This is a genomic window from Promicromonospora kroppenstedtii DSM 19349 (assembly GCF_000515355.1).
Lineage (GTDB): Bacteria > Actinomycetota > Actinomycetes > Actinomycetales > Cellulomonadaceae > Promicromonospora > Promicromonospora kroppenstedtii.
On record NZ_KI911634.1, the window covers coordinates 79,104 to 97,770 of the forward strand.

General features: G+C 72.0%; 25 protein-coding genes. 20 read left to right on the forward strand and 5 right to left on the reverse strand.

Annotated features, from left to right (window positions below; all coding sequences use genetic code 11):
- Positions 1-206 (forward strand): hypothetical protein (locus tag PROKR_RS34145; protein WP_036960993.1); only part of this gene is annotated, 206 nt, incomplete at its 5' end.
- A complete protein-coding gene (locus PROKR_RS06830; RefSeq protein WP_051432751.1) occupies positions 203-640 on the forward strand; it encodes an NUDIX hydrolase in 438 nt (145 codons plus the stop codon). The genes PROKR_RS34145 and PROKR_RS06830, both read left to right, overlap by 4 nt.
- A gap of 10 nt (positions 641-650) precedes the next feature.
- On the opposite strand, the gene PROKR_RS34150 is transcribed toward PROKR_RS06830, so the two are convergent.
- Positions 651-827 carry a hypothetical protein gene (locus PROKR_RS34150; protein WP_020017856.1) on the reverse strand — a complete coding sequence of 59 codons (177 nt, stop codon included), beginning with the start codon at positions 825-827 and terminating at the stop codon, positions 651-653.
- Between the two features lie 91 nt (positions 828-918).
- On the opposite strand from PROKR_RS34150, the gene PROKR_RS06835 reads away from it, so the two are divergent.
- Positions 919-1,383, forward strand: coding sequence for a MarR family winged helix-turn-helix transcriptional regulator (locus PROKR_RS06835; RefSeq protein ID WP_036960995.1), 465 nt, complete (start codon positions 919-921; stop codon positions 1,381-1,383).
- A complete protein-coding gene (locus tag PROKR_RS06840) occupies positions 1,380-1,772 on the forward strand; it encodes a VOC family protein (protein WP_036960997.1) in 393 nt (130 codons plus the stop codon). Before PROKR_RS06835 ends, PROKR_RS06840 begins: the two co-directional genes overlap by 4 nt.
- On the opposite strand, the gene PROKR_RS06845 is transcribed toward PROKR_RS06840, so the two are convergent.
- Entirely contained in the window at positions 1,765-2,271 is a 507-nt protein-coding gene (locus PROKR_RS06845) for a hypothetical protein (protein WP_157601937.1), read from the reverse strand. The genes PROKR_RS06840 and PROKR_RS06845 overlap by 8 nt on opposite strands.
- Before the next feature lie 69 nt (positions 2,272-2,340).
- Here PROKR_RS06845 and PROKR_RS06850 point away from each other — a divergent pair, with 69 nt between their 5' ends.
- The 4 genes from PROKR_RS06850 to PROKR_RS06865 are packed head-to-tail and all read left to right on the forward strand — an operon-like array spanning position 2,341 to position 5,617.
- A complete protein-coding gene (locus PROKR_RS06850) occupies positions 2,341-2,796 on the forward strand; it encodes a MarR family transcriptional regulator (RefSeq protein ID WP_036961001.1) in 456 nt (151 codons plus the stop codon).
- A 47-nt stretch (positions 2,797-2,843) separates the two neighbouring features.
- Positions 2,844-3,422 carry a riboflavin biosynthesis intermediates N-glycosidase gene (locus PROKR_RS06855; RefSeq protein WP_036961002.1) on the forward strand — a complete coding sequence of 193 codons (579 nt, stop codon included), beginning with the start codon at positions 2,844-2,846 and terminating at the stop codon, positions 3,420-3,422.
- 55 nt (positions 3,423-3,477) lie between these two features.
- Positions 3,478-4,152 carry a nucleotidyltransferase domain-containing protein gene (locus tag PROKR_RS06860; protein ID WP_036961004.1) on the forward strand — a complete coding sequence of 225 codons (675 nt, stop codon included), beginning with the start codon at positions 3,478-3,480 and terminating at the stop codon, positions 4,150-4,152.
- A gap of 37 nt (positions 4,153-4,189) precedes the next feature.
- Positions 4,190-5,617, forward strand: coding sequence for a serine hydrolase domain-containing protein (locus PROKR_RS06865; protein WP_051432752.1), 1,428 nt, complete (start codon positions 4,190-4,192; stop codon positions 5,615-5,617).
- Between the two features lie 2 nt (positions 5,618-5,619).
- Here PROKR_RS06865 and PROKR_RS06870 read toward each other — a convergent pair whose 3' ends face one another.
- Positions 5,620-6,108 (reverse strand): nitroreductase family deazaflavin-dependent oxidoreductase, encoded by a 489-nt coding sequence (locus tag PROKR_RS06870; protein ID WP_036961010.1) that lies wholly within the window; start codon positions 6,106-6,108, stop codon positions 5,620-5,622.
- 102 nt (positions 6,109-6,210) lie between these two features.
- Between PROKR_RS06870 and PROKR_RS06875 the strand changes: the two genes are divergently transcribed.
- Both PROKR_RS06875 and PROKR_RS06880 read left to right on the forward strand, forming a co-directional pair.
- A complete protein-coding gene (locus tag PROKR_RS06875; RefSeq protein WP_036961012.1) occupies positions 6,211-7,131 on the forward strand; it encodes an ABC transporter ATP-binding protein in 921 nt (306 codons plus the stop codon).
- Positions 7,128-8,267, forward strand: a complete 1,140-nt coding sequence (locus PROKR_RS06880; RefSeq protein WP_036961015.1) for an ABC transporter permease — start codon at positions 7,128-7,130, stop codon at positions 8,265-8,267. Before PROKR_RS06875 ends, PROKR_RS06880 begins: the two co-directional genes overlap by 4 nt.
- Positions 8,268-8,270: 3 nt before the next feature.
- On the opposite strand, the gene PROKR_RS06885 is transcribed toward PROKR_RS06880, so the two are convergent.
- The gene (locus PROKR_RS06885) at positions 8,271-8,840 is read right to left on the reverse strand and encodes a DUF5063 domain-containing protein (protein WP_026366133.1); all 570 of its coding nucleotides are present in this window, start codon (positions 8,838-8,840) and stop codon (positions 8,271-8,273) included.
- Between the two features lie 12 nt (positions 8,841-8,852).
- On the reverse strand, positions 8,853-9,476 hold the full coding sequence (gene recR, locus PROKR_RS06890; protein WP_036961017.1) for a recombination mediator RecR: 624 nt from the start codon (positions 9,474-9,476) through the stop codon (positions 8,853-8,855).
- A gap of 83 nt (positions 9,477-9,559) precedes the next feature.
- On the opposite strand from recR, the gene PROKR_RS06895 reads away from it, so the two are divergent.
- From PROKR_RS06895 to PROKR_RS06940, 10 genes are all read left to right on the forward strand, one after another.
- A complete protein-coding gene (locus PROKR_RS06895) occupies positions 9,560-10,333 on the forward strand; it encodes a TSUP family transporter (RefSeq protein ID WP_036961018.1) in 774 nt (257 codons plus the stop codon).
- Positions 10,334-10,459: 126 nt separating this feature from the next.
- A complete protein-coding gene (locus PROKR_RS06900) occupies positions 10,460-11,737 on the forward strand; it encodes an aspartate kinase (RefSeq protein ID WP_036961021.1) in 1,278 nt (425 codons plus the stop codon).
- A 1-nt stretch (position 11,738) separates the two neighbouring features.
- The gene (locus PROKR_RS06905) at positions 11,739-12,845 is read left to right on the forward strand and encodes an aspartate-semialdehyde dehydrogenase (RefSeq protein ID WP_036961024.1); all 1,107 of its coding nucleotides are present in this window, start codon (positions 11,739-11,741) and stop codon (positions 12,843-12,845) included.
- Positions 12,846-12,979: 134 nt separating this feature from the next.
- Positions 12,980-13,354: a GntR family transcriptional regulator gene (locus tag PROKR_RS06910; protein WP_036961028.1), complete on the forward strand. Its 375-nt coding sequence runs from the start codon at positions 12,980-12,982 to the stop codon at positions 13,352-13,354.
- Positions 13,351-14,301, forward strand: coding sequence for an ATP-binding cassette domain-containing protein (locus tag PROKR_RS06915; RefSeq protein ID WP_036961030.1), 951 nt, complete (start codon positions 13,351-13,353; stop codon positions 14,299-14,301). The genes PROKR_RS06910 and PROKR_RS06915 overlap by 4 nt, the downstream gene beginning before the upstream one ends.
- On the forward strand, positions 14,298-15,044 hold the full coding sequence (locus PROKR_RS06920) for a hypothetical protein (RefSeq protein ID WP_036961033.1): 747 nt from the start codon (positions 14,298-14,300) through the stop codon (positions 15,042-15,044). The genes PROKR_RS06915 and PROKR_RS06920 overlap by 4 nt, the downstream gene beginning before the upstream one ends.
- Positions 15,045-15,055: 11 nt before the next feature.
- Entirely contained in the window at positions 15,056-15,862 is an 807-nt protein-coding gene (locus PROKR_RS06925; RefSeq protein WP_036961035.1) for a hypothetical protein, read from the forward strand.
- Positions 15,863-15,890: 28 nt separating this feature from the next.
- Complete coding sequence (locus PROKR_RS06930) at positions 15,891-16,874, forward strand: ABC transporter ATP-binding protein (RefSeq protein ID WP_036961038.1); 984 nt, start codon at positions 15,891-15,893, stop codon at positions 16,872-16,874.
- A complete protein-coding gene (locus PROKR_RS06935) occupies positions 16,871-17,674 on the forward strand; it encodes an ABC transporter permease (protein ID WP_036961041.1) in 804 nt (267 codons plus the stop codon). The genes PROKR_RS06930 and PROKR_RS06935 overlap by 4 nt, the downstream gene beginning before the upstream one ends.
- Positions 17,675-17,705: 31 nt before the next feature.
- Positions 17,706-18,440, forward strand: a complete 735-nt coding sequence (locus PROKR_RS06940; protein WP_036961044.1) for a glutamine amidotransferase — start codon at positions 17,706-17,708, stop codon at positions 18,438-18,440.
- Positions 18,441-18,667 lie beyond the last annotated feature (227 nt).

An 18,667-nucleotide genomic window follows, 5' to 3' on the forward strand; every position in this document is an offset into this window, starting at 1 on the left:
GCGCCGCCGCGGCCGGCGGTTCGCAGTCGGCCCCCCGCACCGCGCAGCCTGCGGACCGCGGGCCGGCGTCGGGTGACGGACAGGACTACTACGACGAGCCGTCCGAGGACGACCCGGACATCGTCACCGGGGGTCTGGCGGGCGTGTCGCTCGTGGTGCAGGTGCTGGGCGGCACGGTGATCGACGAGATCGTGGAGCAGTCATGAGCGGGAACGGGAAGAGCACGGGCGGGTCGGGCGGCCGGACGACGCTGCGGATCGTCGCGGCGGTCGTGGAGCGTGCCGACGGGCGGCACCTGCTCGTCCGCAAGCGCGGAACCCAGGCGTTCATGCAGGTGGGTGGCAAGATCGAGCCCGGCGAGGAGCCGCTGGCGGCGCTGCTGCGGGAGTTCGAGGAGGAGGTCGGGGTCCGGCTCGACCCGGCCGACGTCGAGAGCATCGGGCGGTTCGGCGCACCCGCCGCGAACGAGCCCGACCACGTGGTCGACGCGCACGCCTACCGGGTGCGGCTGCGCGACGGCGAGCAGATCGCCGTCCAGGCGGAGCTCGAGGAGCTCGTCTGGGTCGACCCCGCGGACCCGGTCGCGAGCTACCCGCTCGCGCCGCTGTCGCGCGACCTGCTGGCCGCGGCCGGGCACTGAGTTCTGGCCGTCAGTCCTCGGCCTGCTGTGCCCGATACCGCGCGACCTTCTCGGCGCGCTCGCGCTCGAGCCTGCGCCGCGGATCACGGTCCTCGGACTGCTCGGCCGGCCCTGCCACATGCAGCAGCAGCCAGTTGAGCCGCCACAGCACGCGGTACCCCAGGGTGAGCCCGTCGCGGTTGCGCATGCCTGCCTCCATTTGATTGGTGTACCAATAGTTTGCACACCAACTGTTAGTCTGGTCAAGATCGAGCCCGGTCACGACCGAGAGGAGCCGCATGACTGCCACGTCCCACGCCAGCGTTGCGCCCGACCCCGAGGACCTCCTGGCCCTCGACCGTCAGGTGTGCTTCGCCCTCGCCGTCGCCTCGCGCAGCGTCATCGCGCTCTACCGGCCGCTGCTCGAGCCGATGGGCATCACGCACCCCCAGTACCTGGTCATGCTCGCCCTGTGGGAGCAGTCGCCGCTCTCGGTCAAACAGCTCAGCGGGCTGCTGCAGCTCGATCCGGGCACCCTCTCCCCGCTGCTCAAGCGTCTCGAGGCGATCGGCTACGTGACCCGGCGCCGCGACCCGCGCGACGAGCGCGCCCTGGCGGTGCAGCTCACCGAGGAGGGCCGCGAGCTGCGCGAGCAGGCCCTGGGTGTGCCGCCCGCGATCATGGAGCGCCTGGGCATGTCCGCCGAGGAGCTCGGCCTGCTCCACCGCAGCCTCACCCGCGTCATCGCGGCGGCCGCCCCGTGAGTCGCGGGCGCCTGCACCACGTCGAGCTGTGGGTGCCGTCCCTCGCGCGAGCCGAGGTGTCCTGGGGCTGGCTCCTGACGACGCTCGGCTACGCCGAGCACCAACGCTGGTCGGCCGGCGTGAGCTGGATCCTCGACGGCGCCTACGTGGTCGTCGAGCAGAGCCCCGCGATGGGGGCTGGTGCGCACGACCGCCTCGCGCCGGGGCTGAACCACCTCGCGTTCCACGGGGGCACGCGTGCCGAGGTGGACCGGCTCGCCGAGGCCGCGTCCGCGCACGGCTGGTCGCTCATGTTCGCTGACCGCCACCCGCACGCCGGCGGACCTGACCACCACGCGGCCTACCTGGAGAACGAGGACGGCTACGAGGTCGAGGTCGTCGCTAGCTGACCCGCTCGCCGGCCGGCTCGGCCGGGGCGGCGGAGGCGAACGGGCGGACCGCCAGGAGCACCATCATCCACAGCATGGTGAACGGGATCACCGTGATGTTCTTGATCGCGAGCTCCCACGCCAGCCAGGTCTCCCGGTCGATGCCGCCGACGCGCCCGGCGAGCGCGTCGGGGATCACCTTGAAGACGACGAGGAACAGCGCCAGCAGGCCCATGGACGCCAGGACCGTCGGCCAGTTCCGCGTGTTCCACGCCGACCACCGCGCCCCGGCGCCCTGCCAGGTGGTGCCGCGCAGGAGGGTGGCCGCCGCCCACGCGATGAAGGCGATGCGGGCTGCCGCCGTGAAGATCTCGCCGCCCACGCCGCCTGCCCAGTCGGCGGTGCCGCTCACCGAGAGGAAGCGTTGCGCCGAGGCGAGCGCACCGAAGGCGAGCACGACCGGGTAGTGGCGGGCGAAGAACCGCCAGGTCTCGGTGAGGATCGCGACTGCTCCGGGCATGACGAGCTCCATTCGCTGGACTAAATGATTTAGTGAACTAAACCATATCGTGGAGTGCACAATGGGTTCATGTCAACACCCGCCGACCCTGGGGCCCGCCTCGGCGCCGAGCTGAGCGACGCCGTCGTGATGTTCCACGAGGCGCTCGGCGCCCTGATGGGTCTCTCCGCCGCGGACAACAAGGCGCTCGGCGTCATCCGTCGCGAGGGCCCCATGTCGGCGCGCGAGCTCGCCGACCGGACAGGACTCACCGCGGGCGCGGTCACAGGTCTCGTGGACCGGCTGGAGCACGCCGGCTACGCCCGGCGCACCCGCCACGAGACGGACCGGCGACGGCTCGTGATCGAGGCCACCGCACCGGCGTCGCCGCAGGTCAACGAGGCTGTGGCCGAGATGGCGCGGGCCATGGGCCGGGTGACCGAGCAGTTCTCCCCGGACGAGCTGCTGGTGGTGGCGCGGTGGGTGGAGCTCACCACGGCGACCATGCGGGAGCAGGCGGTCCGCACCGCCGCCAGGACCGCCTGACCGGCCCCGCGCGGGCGGTGTCAGTGGCTCCTGGCACACTTCCGGCCATGTCCCACGACGTCCCGCTCCGGCCCGCGTCCGCCCGCTCCGTCGACGAGCTCCGGGCACTCGTCGACACCGGCGCGACACCGAAGTACCTGCACTTCTGGGGTCACCAGCCCCAGGCGGACGGCACCGTCGGCCCGAGCTGCCTGAGCCAGTGGTTCGAGACGCCGTTCACCGTGGACGGCGTGCACTACCGCACGGCCGAGCACTGGATGATGGCGCAGAAGGCCCGCCTGTTCGGCGACCCGGAGGCCGAGCGCGCGGCGGTCGACGCCCCGAACCCCGCACTGGCGAAGGCTGCCGGGCGCACGGTCCGCGAGTTCGACGACGCGGTGTGGGTGCGTGAGCGGTTCGAGATCGTGGTGCGCGGCAACGAGCACAAGTTCGCCTCCCGTCCCGAGCTGCGCGAATACCTGCTGCGCACCGGTTCCCGGGTGCTGGTCGAGGCCAGCCCGCGCGACCGGGTGTGGGGCATCGGGATGGGTGCCAGGAACGAGAGCGCCGAGGACCCGGCCGGCTGGCGCGGCCTCAACCTGCTGGGCTTCGCCCTGATGGAGGCCAGGGAGCGGCTGCGCGGCTGAGCGGGGCGGCGAAATGAGCACGACTCGGCGGTCGCCCGGCCGCTAGCTTCCGGGGATGCGGAGCATCCCCGACTCGATGGACCCGGACGTCGTCCGGGCCATCGACGTGCGCCTTGACCGGGTCGAGCAGGAGTACGACGTGCGGGTGCTCTGGGCGGTCGAGAGCGGCAGCCGGGCCTGGGGCTTCCCGTCACCGGACTCCGACTACGACTGCCGGTTCCTGTACGTGCGCCGCGTCGACGACTACCTGGGCCTGCGCGCGCGGCGCGACGTGATCGAGACGCCGCTGGACAAGGTCTTCGACGTCAACGGCTGGGACGTGCGCAAGGCGCTCGCCCTGATGGTGAAGGGAAACGCCACGGTCGGGGAGTGGCTGCGCTCGCCGATCGTGTATCGCGGTGATGCCGCCGTGCGCGACGACCTGCTGGCCCTCGCCGACCGTGCGGTGGACGGGCGCGCGCTGATGAACCACTACCTGCACATCGGTCGGAGCAGCCTGGGCCTGTACACCTCGACCGGGGTCGCCAAGAAGTTCCTCTACGCCCTGCGGCCGGCGGTCACGCTGCGCTGGATGCGGGTGCGAGGGAACGCCGCACCACCGATGGACCTGCCCTCCCTCGTGGCGGGCTCCGCGGTGCCCAGGCCGGCGCGCGAGGGTCGCGAGAGCGCCTGGTCACTCGCGGACGGCGCGTTCCGGCGGCTGGTCGACAGGCGCGAACCCGTGGGGTGAGAATGTCGCGTCGCCCAGCGAAAGGATGTGCTCCAGCATGTCGCCGATCCTGCCCCGCTCCACCCCCGAGGCCGAGGGAGTCGACCCCACGGCGCTGCGGCGTCTCGTCGACCGCCTGGACGCGCTGGAGGACGTGCACAGCCTGATGGTGCTGCGCCATGGCCAGGTGATCACCGAGTCCTGGTGGCACCCGCACACCGCCGACCGCCCGCACGTCATGTTCTCGGTGAGCAAGAGCTTCACGTCGACGGCGGTCGGCATCGCGGTCCACGAGGGGTTGCTCGCCCTGGACGACAGGGTCGTCGACCTCCTTCCGGACGACGCCCCCGCCGACCAGGGCGAGCACCTGCGCGCCATGCGCGTGCGCGACCTGCTGACGATGACCACCGGCCACAGCGCCTCCACGATGGAAGGCATCGACCGCACCATCTCGCTGCCGGGCGCGGGCTGGGCGCGCGCGATCCTGGCGCAGCCCGTGGAGCACGAGCCGGGCACGCACTTCGTCTACAACACGGGCGCGACCTACCTGCTGTCGGCGATCCTGCACCGGCTCACGGGTGAGCGGCTGCTCGACTACCTGACGCCGCGCCTGCTGGCGCCGCTCGGCATCACGCACGCCACCTGGGAGCAGGACCCGGACGGCATCGACGCGGGCGGGTTCGGCCTGTCGATCACCACCGAGGAGATGGCCGCGTTCGGGCAGCTCTACCTGCAGGGCGGCGCCTGGGCGGGGCAGCAGCTCGTCCCCGCGGAGTGGGTGGCGGCGGCTACCGCCGCGCAGGTCCCCAACGGGCCCCACGACTGGCCCGACTGGAACCAGGGCTACGGCTACCAGTTCTGGCAGTGCCGGCACGGCGCCTTCCGGGCCGACGGCGCGTTCGGCCAGTACGTCGTCGTCTGGCCGGAGAAGGACCTGGTCGTCACCATGACCTCGGGCCTGTCAGACCTCCAGTCCGTGCTCGACGTCGTGTGGGAGACCCTGCTGCCGGACGACGTATGGGCTGTCCCCACCGAGACCGAGACCGGTCACCCGCCCCGCGAGACCGCCCTGCCGACGCCGGCGGGCGCGGCGTCGTCCCCGCTGGAGGAGTCTCTCCGGGGCGTGACCTTCGAGCTGGAGGCCAATCCGCACGGCCTGGGCACGCTGGCCGTCGGCCGGGCCGCGGACGGCGGTACGGAACTGACGTTCACGACGGCAGGCGCGGACCGGTCCGTCCGGTTCGGCCACGGAGAGTGGGTCTCCGGGACCTGTGCGCTGCTGGGTACTCCGGCCGACGCCGCGACCGCCGCGGCCTGGGCCGACGAGTCGACGCTGCGCGGCCGGATCATCTTCCTCGGCACCCCGTTCGAGTGGCGCCTGGAGCTGAAGCTCTCCGGGGACGACGTCACGGTGACGATCGACCAGAACGTCGCCTTCGGCGAGCGCGAGCTGCTGCGGGTAGCCGGCAAGGCGCGCAAGGACTGACCTCAGGCCTGGCCGGGCGGAGCGGGCCGGAACGCGACCAGCGGCAGCCGCCCGACCAGACGCCGCCGGTCCTCCTCGGTGCCGCGGTACTCGAACCCCGCGAACACGGTGAGGGTGCGGCGCAGCACCGGTCGCAGGATCCCGTACCGCCGTTCGTAGCCGGTCATGGCGTCGAACGCCTCGTCGGCGCCCAGGAACCGCACCGTCGCGCGGCGCGGGGCACGCCCGAAGCTGATCCGGGCGTCCTTGTTCGCGCGCAGGTTGCGCAGCCACTGGGCGTCCTCGCCGAACCCGGAGATCACGACGGCCTCGCCCGTCACCGGGTCGTACCGGACCACCTCCAGCACCACGGTGTGCTCGGCGCCGGTCCGGCGTCCGACGTGCGTGAGCTGCAGGAACCGCCGGCCGAGCACGCGGCCCAGGCCGTGCCGGTACAGGGCGTTCGGCGCGGCGAACGCCTGTCGGAGCCAGGGAGAGAGGGTGCGGGTCATGCTCCCCACCGTAGGTGACCTGCGACGTCATCCCCAGGTCGTACGCGCGGTTCATCCCGGGGCCTGACGGCCCGGGTCCGCGGGGCGCGCTAGTGTCCCCGCATGACACCAGACGGTGGTATCCGCGCGCAGGGCGTGCGGCGTTCGTTCGGACCGGTCCACGCCGTGGCCGACGTCGACCTGGTCGCCGCACCGGGTCGGGTCACCGCGCTCATCGGCCCCAACGGGTCGGGCAAGACGACCCTCCTGCTCATGCTCGCGGGGCTGCTGACGCCCGACGCGGGCACCATCAGCATCGCCGGGGCCGACCCGGTGACCCAGAACTACGCCGCGCGCTCGCGGACGGGCTGGATGCCGGACGTCTTCGGCACCTGGGACTCGCTGACCGCGCGCGAGGTGCTGACCACGGTCGCGGCGGCCTACCGGATCGACGCCGCGACCGGCCGCGCCCGCGCAGGCGAGCTGCTCGAGCTGGTCCACCTCTCCGAGTTCGCCGACCAGCCCGCGCACGTCCTGTCCCGTGGCCAGAAGCAGCGGCTGGGTCTGGCCCGGGCGCTGGTGCACGACCCCGACGTCCTGCTGCTCGACGAGCCGGCCTCCGGGCTGGACCCGCGCTCCCGCGTGGACCTGCGCGTGCTCGTGCGTCGGCTGGCCGCGGAGGGCAAGACGGTGCTGGTCTCCTCGCACGTGCTCACCGAGCTCGACGAGATGGCCGACGACGCCGTGTTCATCTCGCGCGGGCGCACGGTCGCCACGCAGTCGGTGGCCGACGGCGACCGGCCGCGCGAGTGGCGCGTGACCGCGCTCGACCCCGCGGCGCTCACGGCCTGGCTGGACGAGAACGGCCCGGCCTACCGCCGCGAGGGCGACAGCCCTGCCGTGCTGGTCGAGCTCGCCGGGGACGCCGCGGCCGCCGCACTGCTGCGGTCGGCGGTCGAGGCCGGGATCGACGTGTCGAGCCTCGCCCCCGCGGGCGGCGTGCTGGAGCAGGCCTACCTGGCCCTTGAGGAGGAGCGGCGATGAGCGCTGACGTGGAAGTCGTGGAGCAGGCACCGGCCCCGGTGCCCGGCACGCGCGGCACGTGGTCCCTGTCCTGGCACGGACTGCGCACCGTCACGGTGCTGGAGCTGCGCCAGCGCGTGCGCTCCACGCGGTGGAAGACCGCGCTGATCGTCTGGTTCCTCGTGGTCGGCCTGATCACGATGCTGACCACCGGGGCGTTCGCCATCATCTCCGGCGACGGCAGCACCGACGAGACGTTCGGCGGGACGGTCTACAGCATCGTCGTCGGCTTCGTGCTGTTCCTCGGGCTGCTCGTGGCGCCCACCCTGTCGTCGGGCGCGATCAACGGCGACCGGAACGCGGGCACGCTCGCGACGCTGCAGGTCACCCTCCTGACGCCCGCCGAGATCGTGCTCGGCAAGCTCGCCGCCGCCTGGATCGCGGCGCTCGCGTTCCTCGTGGCCAGCATCCCGTTCCTGGTCTGGGCGCTGGTCGGCGGCGGCGTGTCCTGGTTCGCACTGCTCACCACGGTGCTCATGCTGGCGCTCGTGCTCGGCGTGGTGTGCGCCATCGGGCTCGGTTTCTCGGCCGTGGTCTCCAAGACCTCGGGGTCCGCCGTGCTCACCTACCTCACGGTCGGCGGGATCACCGCCGTGCTGCCGATCCTGTTCGGTCTGCTCGTCCCCGCAACGACGACCACCGAGAGCGTGCGGGTGTGGGCCGTCGAGGCCGGGTACACCTGGGAGGAGACCACCGCGCCCGAGTGCGAGTGGCAGACCCAGGAGATCGACGTCTGGCACAGCGAGCGCACGTGGTGGCTGCTCGCGCCCAACCCGTTCGTCGTGGTCGCCGACGCGCAGCCGCTCGGCGACCCGGAGACGCTCGGCGAGGACGAGAACATGCTCGCCGTCCTCCAGTACGGCGTCCGGTACGCGCGCACCGGCGACTCCGGACCGCGGGACTGGTGCACGGGCGTGTACATGGGCGAGGGCTCGCAGCCCGAGTCGCCCGTGGAGCCGGTCCAGGTCACCGACCAGCTCGTCTGGCCGTGGGGCCTCGGGTTCGACCTGTTGCTCGGCGCGGCCGGCGTGATCGTCGCCGTGAACCGGCTGCGGGTCCCGACCGCGCGACTCGCGCAGGGGACCCGCGTCGCCTGACCGTCAGGAGTGGAGGGCGTCGTACTCCGCCTCGGCGGCGACGTCGTCCTCCACGTCCAGGCGCAGGTGCGCCAGCAGCACCTGCAGCACCCGCAGGGCCGACGCCGCGCGCTCGCCCCACAGGGAGAAGTAGGAGAACTGCCACCACCACAGGGCCTCGAGCTCGTGGCCGCCGTCGAAGTGCTGCAGGCCCTTGGCCAGGGCCTCGGCGACGCAGGCCAGGTCGCCCGACAGCGACGCGGCGCCGACGTCCTCGCCCAGCACGGGGTCCACGACCTCGGTGTAGTCGTCGAACCCGTCGAACATCTTGGACAGGGCCTCGCGCAGCGGGTCGAGGTCGGTGTCGGGGCCGGCGTCCGGCTCGTAACGCTCCTTGGGCACCACGTCCACGATCGCCGCGAGCCGCGCCCCCGCGGCCAGCAGGTCCGACGTCGCCAGCACGAGCAGCGAGAGCTCCGCCCCCGGCATCCCGCCCGAGGCGACCTGCGTCACCGTCGACAGGAACGTCCGTGCCTGTACGGACACCTGGTCAGCGACCTCTCGGAGGTCCGACCCGGGCGTGATCTCGCTCATCGTGATCCCCACCTACTTGTCGTTGCCGATGCTCTTGTCGTTGGCGATAACGCGGCGGCCTTCGAACGCGCGACCGAGGGTCACCTCGTCCGCGTACTCCAAGTCTCCACCCACCGGCAGACCCGAGGCCAGCCGCGAGACAGTGATACCCATATGGCCCATCAGTCGGGAAAGATAGGTCGCCGTGGCCTCTCCCTCGACGTTCGGGTCGGTGGCGAGGATGACCTCCTTGACCGTCCCGTCCGCGAGCCGGGCAAGGAGCTCGCTGATGCGCAGGTCGTCCGGCCCGACGTTCTCGATGGGATTGATGGCCCCGCCGAGCACGTGGTAGCGGCCCCGGAACTCGCGCGTGCGCTCGATGGCGACCACGTCCTTGGGCTCCTCGACGACGCAGATCACCTCGTCGCTGCGCCGTGGGTCGAGGCAGATGCGGCAGCGCTCGGCCTCGGCCACGTTGCCGCACAGCTCGCAGAACCGCACGCGCAGCTTCACCTCGTTGAGCGCGTCGACCAGCCGCTTGACCTCGTGGTTGTCCGTGGCCAGCAGGTGGAACGCGATGCGCTGCGCACTCTTGGGCCCGACGCCGGGAAGCCGGCCGAGCTCGTCGATCAGGTCTTGGACCGCGCCTTCGTACACAAGAGGTCAGCCTACGGGGCGGCACCGACATGCGGGCGCGAGACGAGACCGGATGAAGCGCGCGGTTCACGCACAATGCACGGGTGCCCGAACTCGATCTGACGACCATCGCCCTGCTCCTGCTCGCCGGCCTCGCCGCCGGGTGGGTCGACGCCGTGGTCGGCGGGGGAGGGCTGATCCAGCTCCCCGCGCTGCTGCTCGTCCCCGGGATCAGCCCCGTGCAGGCCCTGGCGACCAACAAGCTCGCCAGCATCATGGGCACGTCCACCAGCGCCATCACCTTCTACCGGCGTGTCCAGCCCGACCTGCGCACCGCCGGGCCCATGGCGCTCGCGGCCCTGGCCGGTGCCTTCGGAGGCGCGGTCGGGGCGTCGCACATCCCCGCCCAGCTCTTCAAACCGATCATCCTCGTGGTGCTCGTCGGCGTGCTGGCCTGGACCCTGCTCAAGCCGAACGTCGGGCAGCACGACGACCTGAGGTGGGTCGGCAACGGGCACCGGCGCATCGCCGCCCTGATCGGCCTGCTCATCGGCGCGTACGACGGGCTGCTCGGCCCCGGAACAGGCACATTCCTGGTGATCAGCCTGGTGAGCTTCCTCGGGTACTCGTTCCTTCCGGCGTCGGCCATCGCCAAGATCGTGAACTTCGCGACCAACCTGGGCGCTCTGCTCTTCTTCGTCCCGAGCGGTGCCGTGATCTGGGCCCTCGGCCTCGGGATGGGCGTGGCCAACATCATCGGCGCGTACATCGGCGCCCGGATGGCCGTGGCCAAGGGCTCGACCTTCGTGCGCATCGTCTTCGTCGTCGTCGTGGGTGCCCTGATCGCCCGCCTGGCCTGGGACGTCTTCGCGGGTTAGACGCCGCCGTCCCGCACGGTGAACGCCGAAGCGCCCGGAATTCCCGCCGTCGTACCATCGATGCGCAAACCCAACCACCCGGCGGGCCGTTGAGACAGACGGAGGCCGGCAACGGAAGGCAGGCGCATGGCACTTGTCGTGCAGAAGTACGGCGGATCATCGGTCGGGGACGCGCGCAGCGTGAAGCGCGTCGCCAAGCGGATCGCCGAGGCCAAACGAGCGGGCAACGACGTGGTCGTGGTGGTGAGCGCCATGGGCGACACCACCGACGAACTCCTCGACCTCGCCCAGCAGATCACCCCGCTCCCACCGCAGCGGGAGCTCGACATCCTCCTCACCGCCGGCGAGCGCATCTCGATGTCGCTCCTGGCGATGGCGATCACCAACCTGGGCGTGAAGGCCAAGTCCTACACGGGCCAGCAGGCCGGCGTCATCACGGACGCCGTGCACGGACGGGCACGCATCGTCGACGTCGTGCCGCACCGTATCCGCGAGACCCTGAACAAGGGCCAGGTAGCGATCGTGGCCGGCTTCCAGGGCGTCACCGAGTCCACCAACGACGTCACCACCCTGGGCCGCGGTGGCTCCGACACCACCGCCGTGGCGCTCGCTGCCGGCCTGGGCGCCGACGTCTGCGAGATCTACACCGACGTGGACGGCGTGTTCACGGCCGACCCGCGCATCGTCCCCGCCGCCCGGAAGATCGACCAGGTCTCCTACGAGGAGATGCTCGAGCTCGCGGCCAGCGGCGCCAAGGTGCTGGCGCTGCGCAGCGTGGAGTACGCGCGCCGCTACGGCGTGCCGGTGCACGTGCGCAGCTCGTTCAGCGCCCACGACGGCACGCGCGTGGTCGCGGCCGAGAAGAAGTCGAAGGAGAACGCCATGGAAGCCCCGATCATCTCCGGTGTCGCGCACGACCGCTCCGAGTCCAAGATCACCGTGATCGGCGTGCCGGACGTGCCCGGCATGGCCGCCCGCATCTTCGAGGTCGTGGCCGGCGCGGGCGCCAACATCGACATGATCGTGCAGAACGTGTCGGCCGCGGCCACGGGCCTCACCGACATCTCGTTCACGCTGCCCGACGGCGACGGCCCCGCCACCATGGCGGCCCTCACCGCCGTGCAGGGCGAGCTCGCCTTCGACTCGCTGCAGTTCGACGACCAGATCGGCAAGCTGTCGCTCGTGGGCGCCGGCATGAAGTCGCACCCGGGCGTCTCGGCGCGGCTCTTCGGCGCGCTGCGTGACGCGGGCATCAACATCGAGATGATCTCCACCTCGGAGATCCGGATCTCCGTGGTGACCCGCGCGGACTCGCTGGACGACGCGGTGCGCGCCGTGCACACCGCGTTCGAGCTCGACGCCTCCGACGGCGAGGCCGTCGTCTACGCGGGAACGGGGCGCTGACATGGCCGACATCTCCGATCAGGGCGTGAACGTCGCCGTCGTCGGCGCCACCGGTCAGGTGGGCGCCGTCATGCGCCGCCTGCTGGAGGAGCGCGAGTTCCCCGTCGCGGCGATCCGGTTCTTCGCCTCGGCCCGCTCGGCGGGCACCACCCTCCCGTTCGCGGGCGTGGACGTGCCGGTCGAGGACGTCGCCGCGACGTCGACCGACGACCTGGCCGACATCGACATCGCCCTCTTCTCCGCGGGCGGCGGCACGTCGCGCGAGCACGCGCCCCGGTTCGCCGACGCGGGCGCCCTGGTGATCGACAACTCGTCGGCCTGGCGGCGGGACCCTGAGGTGCCGCTCGTGGTCTCCGAGGTGAACCCCGACGCGATCGGGGACGCCGTCAAGGGCATCGTCGCCAACCCGAACTGCACCACGATGGCCGCGATGCCGGTGCTGGCGCCTTTGGCGCGGGCGGCGGGTCTGGAGCGGCTGCGCGTGGCCACCTACCAGGCGGTGTCCGGCTCCGGCCTGGCCGGCGTGGCCGAGCTGGCGGGGCAGGTGCGCGCCGCCGTCGGGCAGGAGATCGAGGGTCTGGTGCACGACGGCCGGTCCGTCGATCTGCCCGACCCCGCGATCTACGCCGCACCGATCGCGTTCAACGTGCTGCCGCTGGCCGGCAACCTGGTCGACGACGGCTCGGGCGAGACCGACGAGGAGCAGAAGCTCCGCCACGAGTCCCGCAAGATCCTGGGCCTGCCCGACCTGGCCGTGGCCGGCACCTGCGTGCGGGTGCCGGTGTTCACGGGGCACTCGCTGTCGATCCACGCCGAGTTCGGGCAGGCCATCACTCCGGATGAGGCCCGCAAGCTGCTGGCCGACGCCCCGGGCGTCCAGCTGGCCGACGTGCCGACGCCGCTCGCGGCGGCCGGCGTCGACCCGTCCCTGGTGGGTCGGATCCGGCAGGACCAGTCCGTGCCGGACGACCGCGGTCTTGTGCTGTTCGTCAGCAACGACAACCTGCGCAAGGGCGCCGCGCTGAACGCCATCCAGATCGCGGAGCTCATCGCCCACGACCTGGCGGAGCTCGCGGCGCTCGACGCCGCGGAGGCCGCCGACACATAGGACGGTGCGGCGCGCACGCCTGCAGGGGCGGGACGGACCACGGTCCGTCCCGCCCTCTTTCGTCTGCCCCTTGCGCGTCCATCTAGTTCTATGGTTCATTAGTCGGGTAACGAACCAATGGAGGGGGTGAGCCGGTGTTCGACGGGCCCGAGCCGATCTACATCCAGATCGCGCAGATGATCCGTGCACAGGTACTCGCCGGTGAGCTGAAGGAGGAGGAACAGGTCATGTCCACCACACAGTTCGCGACGACGTTCCGCATCAACCCGGCGACCGCCCAGAAGGCGTTCGCCGGTCTGGTCGAGGAGGGCGTGCTCTACAAGCGCCGCGGTCTGGGCATGTTCGTCGCGCCGCAGGCGCGGGAGCGTCTGCTCGCCGACCACCGCAAGCGCTACTTCGAGGAGGTCCTGGCGCCCGCGCTGCAGCAGGCGGACATCCTCGGCATCCCGACCGAGGACGTCGTCGCCTACGTCCTGGGTGCCGACAAGAAGAAGACGGAGGAGTCATGACGACGACCGCACCTTTCGGGGCCCGCCTGGACGACGTCGTCGTCCACTTCGGCAGGAGCCACCGGGTGCTGCAGAACGGCACCATGGTCCGGGACGAGGCGAGCACGGCGCTCGACGGCGCCTCGCTCACGATCCGCCCCGGCGCCATCACCGGAGTGCTGGGCCGCAACGGTGCCGGCAAGACGACGATGCTTTCGCTGCTGGCGGCGTTCACCCGCCCCACCAGCGGTAGCGTCCTGGTCGGGCCCGAGGGCGCGCAGGAGGACCCGTGGGAGAACCCGTGGATCACCTCCGGTACGCAGCTCGTCCGCGAGAGCGGCGACCTGATGACCGACGAGAAGGTCTCCACCTCGCTCAGGTACTACGCCGACATGCGGCCGAGCTGGAGCGCCGAGACGGCCGAGCGTCTGCTGGACCTGTTCGAGGTCGACGTCCGCAAGAAGCCGTCGGCGCTGTCGCGCGGCAAGCGGTCCGCGGTCGGGGCCAGCATCGGCCTGGCCACGCGCGCGCCGCTGACCATCTTCGACGAGGTCTACCTCGGCATGGACGCCCCCACGCGGTACGCGTTCTACGACGAGCTCCTCGCCGACTACGCCGAGCACCCCCGCACGATCCTGCTGTCCAGCCACCTGGTCGAGGAGGTCGAGCGCCTGTTCGAGGACGTCGTCGTGATCGACCGGGGCCGGGTGCTCCTGGCCGAGCCCGCCGACGAGATGCGGGCGCGCGGGTTCAGCCTCACCGGCACCAAGGACGCTGTCGAGCGCATCGCGGGCGGACGCCGCGTGCTGCACCGCCAGCAGCTCGGCGCGACCGTGCAGGTCACGCTGGAGGGCGCGCTCGAGGACACCGAGCGGGCCGCCGCGCGCGAGGCGGGCGTCGAGGTCGGCTCCGTGCCGGTGCAGGACCTCTTCGTGCGCCTCACTGGCTCCGGGAACGTGCCGTCATGAGCGCGGCGACTGCCCTGGTGCGCGATGCCGACCAGCGCGGCGCCCGGCGGGCGGCCGGCGTCACGGTCCGCGTCGTCGCCACCATCGGTGCGTGGTACTGGGCGATCTTCGTGGTCGTGGCCGCCGCGGTCATCGTCGGCAACGACCGGTTCGGCTCCGGCCTGGACCAGGGCGTCCTCGACGCCCAGATGGGCGGCCCGTCCCGCTGGTTCCTCCTGGTGCTCGGCATCATCATCCCGGCGGCCTACCTCCGGCTGCACGTCGCGGCCGGCGGCACCCGCCGGTCCCTCGCGGTCGGCACCGTCCAGGGCGCCCTCGTCAGCGGCGTGCTGATCGGGCTCGTCACGGCGTTCTACCTGCTCGGCGAGCGCGCGCTGTTCGCCGCGCTCGACCAGCCCTGGGTCCGCGAGTTCGGGCTGCCGGTGGACGGCGTCGCCGGTGTCGCCCTCACGGTGCTGTCCGAGGCGCTCGTCGCCGCCACGTACTACCTGGCCGGCGCCGCGATCTCGGCTGGCTACTACCGGCTCGGTGTGGTGCGCGGCTCCCTCTACCTGCTCGTCGCGCTCGTCCCGGCGGCCCTGGCCGACCTGTCCACCCACACCGGCGTCACCGCTCTGGTCGTGGGCCCGGAGAACCTGCCCGGCGTCCTGCTCGGGCTGGCGGGTGGCGCCGTCGCGGTCGCCCTGGCGGCCTGGCTGTTCAGCACGCCTGTCCGAACCGTCCACCTGCGGCCATCCCTCTGAGGAGGACGACGATGACAACACCGACCATCGAGGAGACCGCGATGAGCCGCAGCCGGCTCGCCCGGTCCGCGCACCTGCGGGGCGTCGCCGGCGTGGCCCGGAGGCTCCGCGTCTCGGGCCTCACCATCGGCATCTGGTTCTGGGGCGTCTACGCGCTGTACGCCGTGGGGATCAGCGTCGGCAACGCAGCGGCCGGCAACGACCTGGAGATCAGCGCGCTCGATGCGACGCTCGGCGCGGCGCGCTGGCCCATGATCGCGCTCGGCGTCATGGTCCCCTCCGGGATCCTGGCGATGCACGTCTCCGCCGGCGGCAGCCGCCGGTCCCTGTTCGACGGCGTGCTGCGCGGCGCGCTCGTCGTCGGCGGCGTCCTCGGCGTCGTGACCACGCTCGCGCTGCTCGGCGAACGACTGCTGAGCACGTCGCTGGGCATGAGCTGGCGCCGCCTCGGCGCGCTGCCCTTCGACTCGCCCCTGGCCGTGCTCGGCACCGCCGTCGCCGAGGGCCTGGTGCTCGTCACGTACATCCTGGTGGGCGCCTGCATCGGCACCGGCTTCAGCCACGCCGGGGCCTGGGGCACGCTCCTGATCGTCCCGCTCGCCCTGCCCGCCGTGCTCACCGACGTCGCCACCCGGACCGGTGTCATCGGCGCCATCGCCAACGTCCAGCTCGTGCCCGACCTCGACCACGCCGAGGTACCGCCGGGCGAGGGCCTCGCAACCATGCTGATCGGCCTCGGCGGTTCCGCCCTCGCGGTCGTGATCGCCGCGGTCGTGCTCCGCGCGCTGCTGCGCACCGTCCCGGTACGTCCCGCCTGACCACCCCCACGATCTTGAAGGAGCGACCATGACGTCCCCAGTCGTCGAAGTCCGCAACCTCCGCAAGACCTATCCCGGCGCCGGCCGCGGTGCCGCCCCCAAGACAGCCGTCGCCGACGTGTCCTTCCAGGTGGCCCGCGGCGAGATCTTCGGGATCCTCGGACCCAACGGGGCCGGGAAGACCACCACCGTCGAGTGCCTCGCCGGGCTGCGGCACGCCGACGGCGGCACCATCCGGGTGCTGGGCCACGACCCCCAGGCCGACCCCACCGCCGTCCGCGAGCACGTGGGCGTGCAGCTCCAGGAGGCCGCCCTGCACGACAAGATCACCGTCGGCGAGGCGCTCGACGTCTTCGGATCCTTCTACCCGCAGCGGGCGGACTCGGCCGAGCTCCTCGACCTGCTCGACCTGACCGCCCACCGCGACCAGCAGTTCGGCAAGCTCTCCGGGGGCCAGAAGCAGCGGCTCTCCATCGCGCTCGCCCTGGTGGGCCGGCCGCAGGTGGCGATCCTCGACGAGCTCACCACCGGCCTCGACCCCGCGGCACGGCGCGCCACCTGGGACCTCGTCGAACGGGTCCGCGACTCGGGCGTCACCGTGCTGCTGGTCACCCACTTCATGGACGAGGCCGAACGGCTCTGCGACCGGCTCGTCGTCATCGACGCCGGCCGCGTCGTCGCCGAGGGCACGCCCGCCGCCCTCATCGAGGGCCTCGAGGGGCACCGCGGCGTCCGCCTCCGTTTCGCCGACGACGCCGCCCGCTCCCGCGCGGCCCAGCTGCTCACCGCGCTCTCCGAGCGGGACCCCGACGTCGTCGGCGTCGTCCCGGCCGGGGACGAGATCGAGGTGACCGGCACCCGCAAGGTGCTGTTCGCCGTCGTGCAGGCGCTCGCGGCCGCCGACGTCGTCCCCGACGACGTGCGGACCGTCGAGCGCACCCTGGAGGACGTGTTCGTGCAGGTCACCGGTCGTGCTTACCGGGCTGAGGAGAACGAGGAGGTGGCGGCATGACCGCCGTCGAGACCACTGTCGCCCCGCGGGCCGGGATCAAGGCCCGGGGGTTCGGGAAGCTGTTCGCCACGGAGCTCAAGGTCTGGCTGCGCGACCCGGCAGCGGTCTTCTTCGCGCTCGTCTTCCCCAGCCTGCTGCTGCTCGGCCTCGGGCTGGCGATCCCCGACTTCTCGAAGCCGATGACCGACGCGCCGCCGCCCTGGAACGAGGCGCCCGGCGTGACCAGCTACCTGCCCACGATCATCGCGCTCGCGGTGGGGACCATCGCGCTGACCACCATGCCGGTGCAGTTCGCGACCTTCCGCGAGAAGGGCATCCTCAAGCGGCTCTCGACCACGCCGATGCCGCCGCAGAACCTGATCGGTGCGCACCTGGTGATCAACGTCCTGGCGCTCATCGTCTCCACGTGCGCGGCCGTGGTCGGCAGCATGGTGGTGCTGGGGGTCCCGTTCGCGGCCGATCCGCTGACGGTCCTGCTCGTGCTCGTGCTGTCGACGTCCGCCATGTTCTCGCTCGGGCTGCTCGTCGCGGCGCGGGCCGAGAAGGGCGCGACGGCGTCCGGGCTGGGCATGCTGCTCTACTTCCCGTCCCTGATGTTCTCCGGCGTGTGGGTCCCGCTGTCCGTCATGCCGGACTGGATGGAGACGATCGGCCTCTACCTGCCGCTCGGCGCGGCGGCCCAGGGGCTCACCGTGGGCTGGTTCGGCACCGACGGGTTCCCGCTGGCCCAGGTGCTCGTGCTGGTCGGCTGGACCGTGGTGCTGTTCCCGCTCGGCGTCAAGCTCTTCCGCTGGACGTGACCGCAGGTCAGGGGTCCCCTACGCTCGTGTCATGAAGCCGTTTCTGCTGCTCGCGACGCGTGCGGAGGACCTCGCCGCGGACGGTGAGTACGAGGCGTTCCGCCGCTACGGAGGCCTCGAACCAGAGCAGCTGCACCGGGTGCGCCTCGAGCGCGACCCGCTCCCGCCGGTCGACCTGGACGACTACTCGGGCGTCCTCGTCGGCGGGGGACCCTTCAACTCCTCGGACCCCGCGGAGCTGAAGGGTCCCGCGCAGCGGCGGGTCGAGGCCGAGCTGTCCGGGCTGCTCGACGAGATCGTGGCGCGCGACTTCCCGTTCCTGGGCGCCTGCTACGGCGTCGGCACCCTCGGGGCACACCAGGGCGCGGTGATCGACTCGACCTACGCCGAGCCCGTGGGACCCGTGACCATCGAGCTCGGCCCGGACGCCGCGGACGACCCGCTGCTGGCCGGGCTCCCGCAGTCGTTCGCCGCGTACGTCGGCCACAAGGAGGCGGTCCGCAAGCTGCCCGACCACGCCGTGCTGCTCGCGTCGTCGGCCGGCTGCCCGGTCCAGATGTTCCGGATCAAGCAGAACCTGTACGCCACGCAGTTCCACCCCGAGCTCGACGGTCCCGGCATCGACCAGCGGATCGCCGTCTACCGCGACTACGGCTACTTCCCGCCCGAGGAGGCGGAGGCGGTCCGGGAGCGCTGCCTCGCCGTCGAGGTCACAGAGCCGCTGCGCATCATGCGGGCGTTCGTGGAGCGGTACGCACGTGTGTGACCGACCGCATCCTAAGACCCGGTGGACAGCCGCCAGGGCTGCGGCTACCGTTTTGGCCGTGGACATCCGTTGGTATTGGCGCTTTACGTCGGCTCCTGGTGGAGCTCGGCGGGCGCACGCCTGACCAACTTTCCACCCGGAGCCAGGGCCTGGGACGCCGATCGCGTCCAGGCCCTTCGTCTTTACCGAGACGGGCCGCTCCGGACAGGAGTCGGTGGCGGGCCGTC

Excerpts from the sequence above, each read along its gene's own strand:
- PROKR_RS06855 (WP_036961002.1), top strand. The coding sequence starts at position 2,844 with ATGTCCCACGACGTCCCGCTCCGGCCCGCGTCCGCCCGCTCCGTCGAC.
- PROKR_RS06935 (WP_036961041.1), top strand. The coding sequence starts at position 16,871 with ATGACCGCCGTCGAGACCACTGTCGCCCCGCGGGCCGGGATCAAGGCC.
- PROKR_RS06845 (WP_157601937.1), bottom strand. The coding sequence starts at position 2,271 with ATGCCCGGAGCAGTCGCGATCCTCACCGAGACCTGGCGGTTCTTCGCC.
- PROKR_RS06900 (WP_036961021.1), top strand. The coding sequence starts at position 10,460 with ATGGCACTTGTCGTGCAGAAGTACGGCGGATCATCGGTCGGGGACGCG.
- PROKR_RS06835 (WP_036960995.1), top strand. The coding sequence starts at position 919 with ATGACTGCCACGTCCCACGCCAGCGTTGCGCCCGACCCCGAGGACCTC.
- PROKR_RS06880 (WP_036961015.1), top strand. The coding sequence starts at position 7,128 with ATGAGCGCTGACGTGGAAGTCGTGGAGCAGGCACCGGCCCCGGTGCCC.
- PROKR_RS06920 (WP_036961033.1), top strand. The coding sequence starts at position 14,298 with ATGAGCGCGGCGACTGCCCTGGTGCGCGATGCCGACCAGCGCGGCGCC.
- PROKR_RS06885 (WP_026366133.1), bottom strand. The coding sequence starts at position 8,840 with ATGAGCGAGATCACGCCCGGGTCGGACCTCCGAGAGGTCGCTGACCAG.
- PROKR_RS06870 (WP_036961010.1), bottom strand. The coding sequence starts at position 6,108 with ATGACCCGCACCCTCTCTCCCTGGCTCCGACAGGCGTTCGCCGCGCCG.
- PROKR_RS06940 (WP_036961044.1), top strand. The coding sequence starts at position 17,706 with ATGAAGCCGTTTCTGCTGCTCGCGACGCGTGCGGAGGACCTCGCCGCG.
- PROKR_RS06915 (WP_036961030.1), top strand. The coding sequence starts at position 13,351 with ATGACGACGACCGCACCTTTCGGGGCCCGCCTGGACGACGTCGTCGTC.
- PROKR_RS06875 (WP_036961012.1), top strand. The coding sequence starts at position 6,211 with ATGACACCAGACGGTGGTATCCGCGCGCAGGGCGTGCGGCGTTCGTTC.
- PROKR_RS06930 (WP_036961038.1), top strand. The coding sequence starts at position 15,891 with ATGACGTCCCCAGTCGTCGAAGTCCGCAACCTCCGCAAGACCTATCCC.
- PROKR_RS06905 (WP_036961024.1), top strand. The coding sequence starts at position 11,739 with ATGGCCGACATCTCCGATCAGGGCGTGAACGTCGCCGTCGTCGGCGCC.
- PROKR_RS06830 (WP_051432751.1), top strand. The coding sequence starts at position 203 with ATGAGCGGGAACGGGAAGAGCACGGGCGGGTCGGGCGGCCGGACGACG.
- PROKR_RS06860 (WP_036961004.1), top strand. The coding sequence starts at position 3,478 with ATGCGGAGCATCCCCGACTCGATGGACCCGGACGTCGTCCGGGCCATC.
- PROKR_RS06925 (WP_036961035.1), top strand. The coding sequence starts at position 15,056 with ATGACAACACCGACCATCGAGGAGACCGCGATGAGCCGCAGCCGGCTC.
- PROKR_RS06865 (WP_051432752.1), top strand. The coding sequence starts at position 4,190 with ATGTCGCCGATCCTGCCCCGCTCCACCCCCGAGGCCGAGGGAGTCGAC.
- PROKR_RS34150 (WP_020017856.1), bottom strand. The coding sequence starts at position 827 with ATGCGCAACCGCGACGGGCTCACCCTGGGGTACCGCGTGCTGTGGCGG.
- PROKR_RS06850 (WP_036961001.1), top strand. The coding sequence starts at position 2,341 with ATGTCAACACCCGCCGACCCTGGGGCCCGCCTCGGCGCCGAGCTGAGC.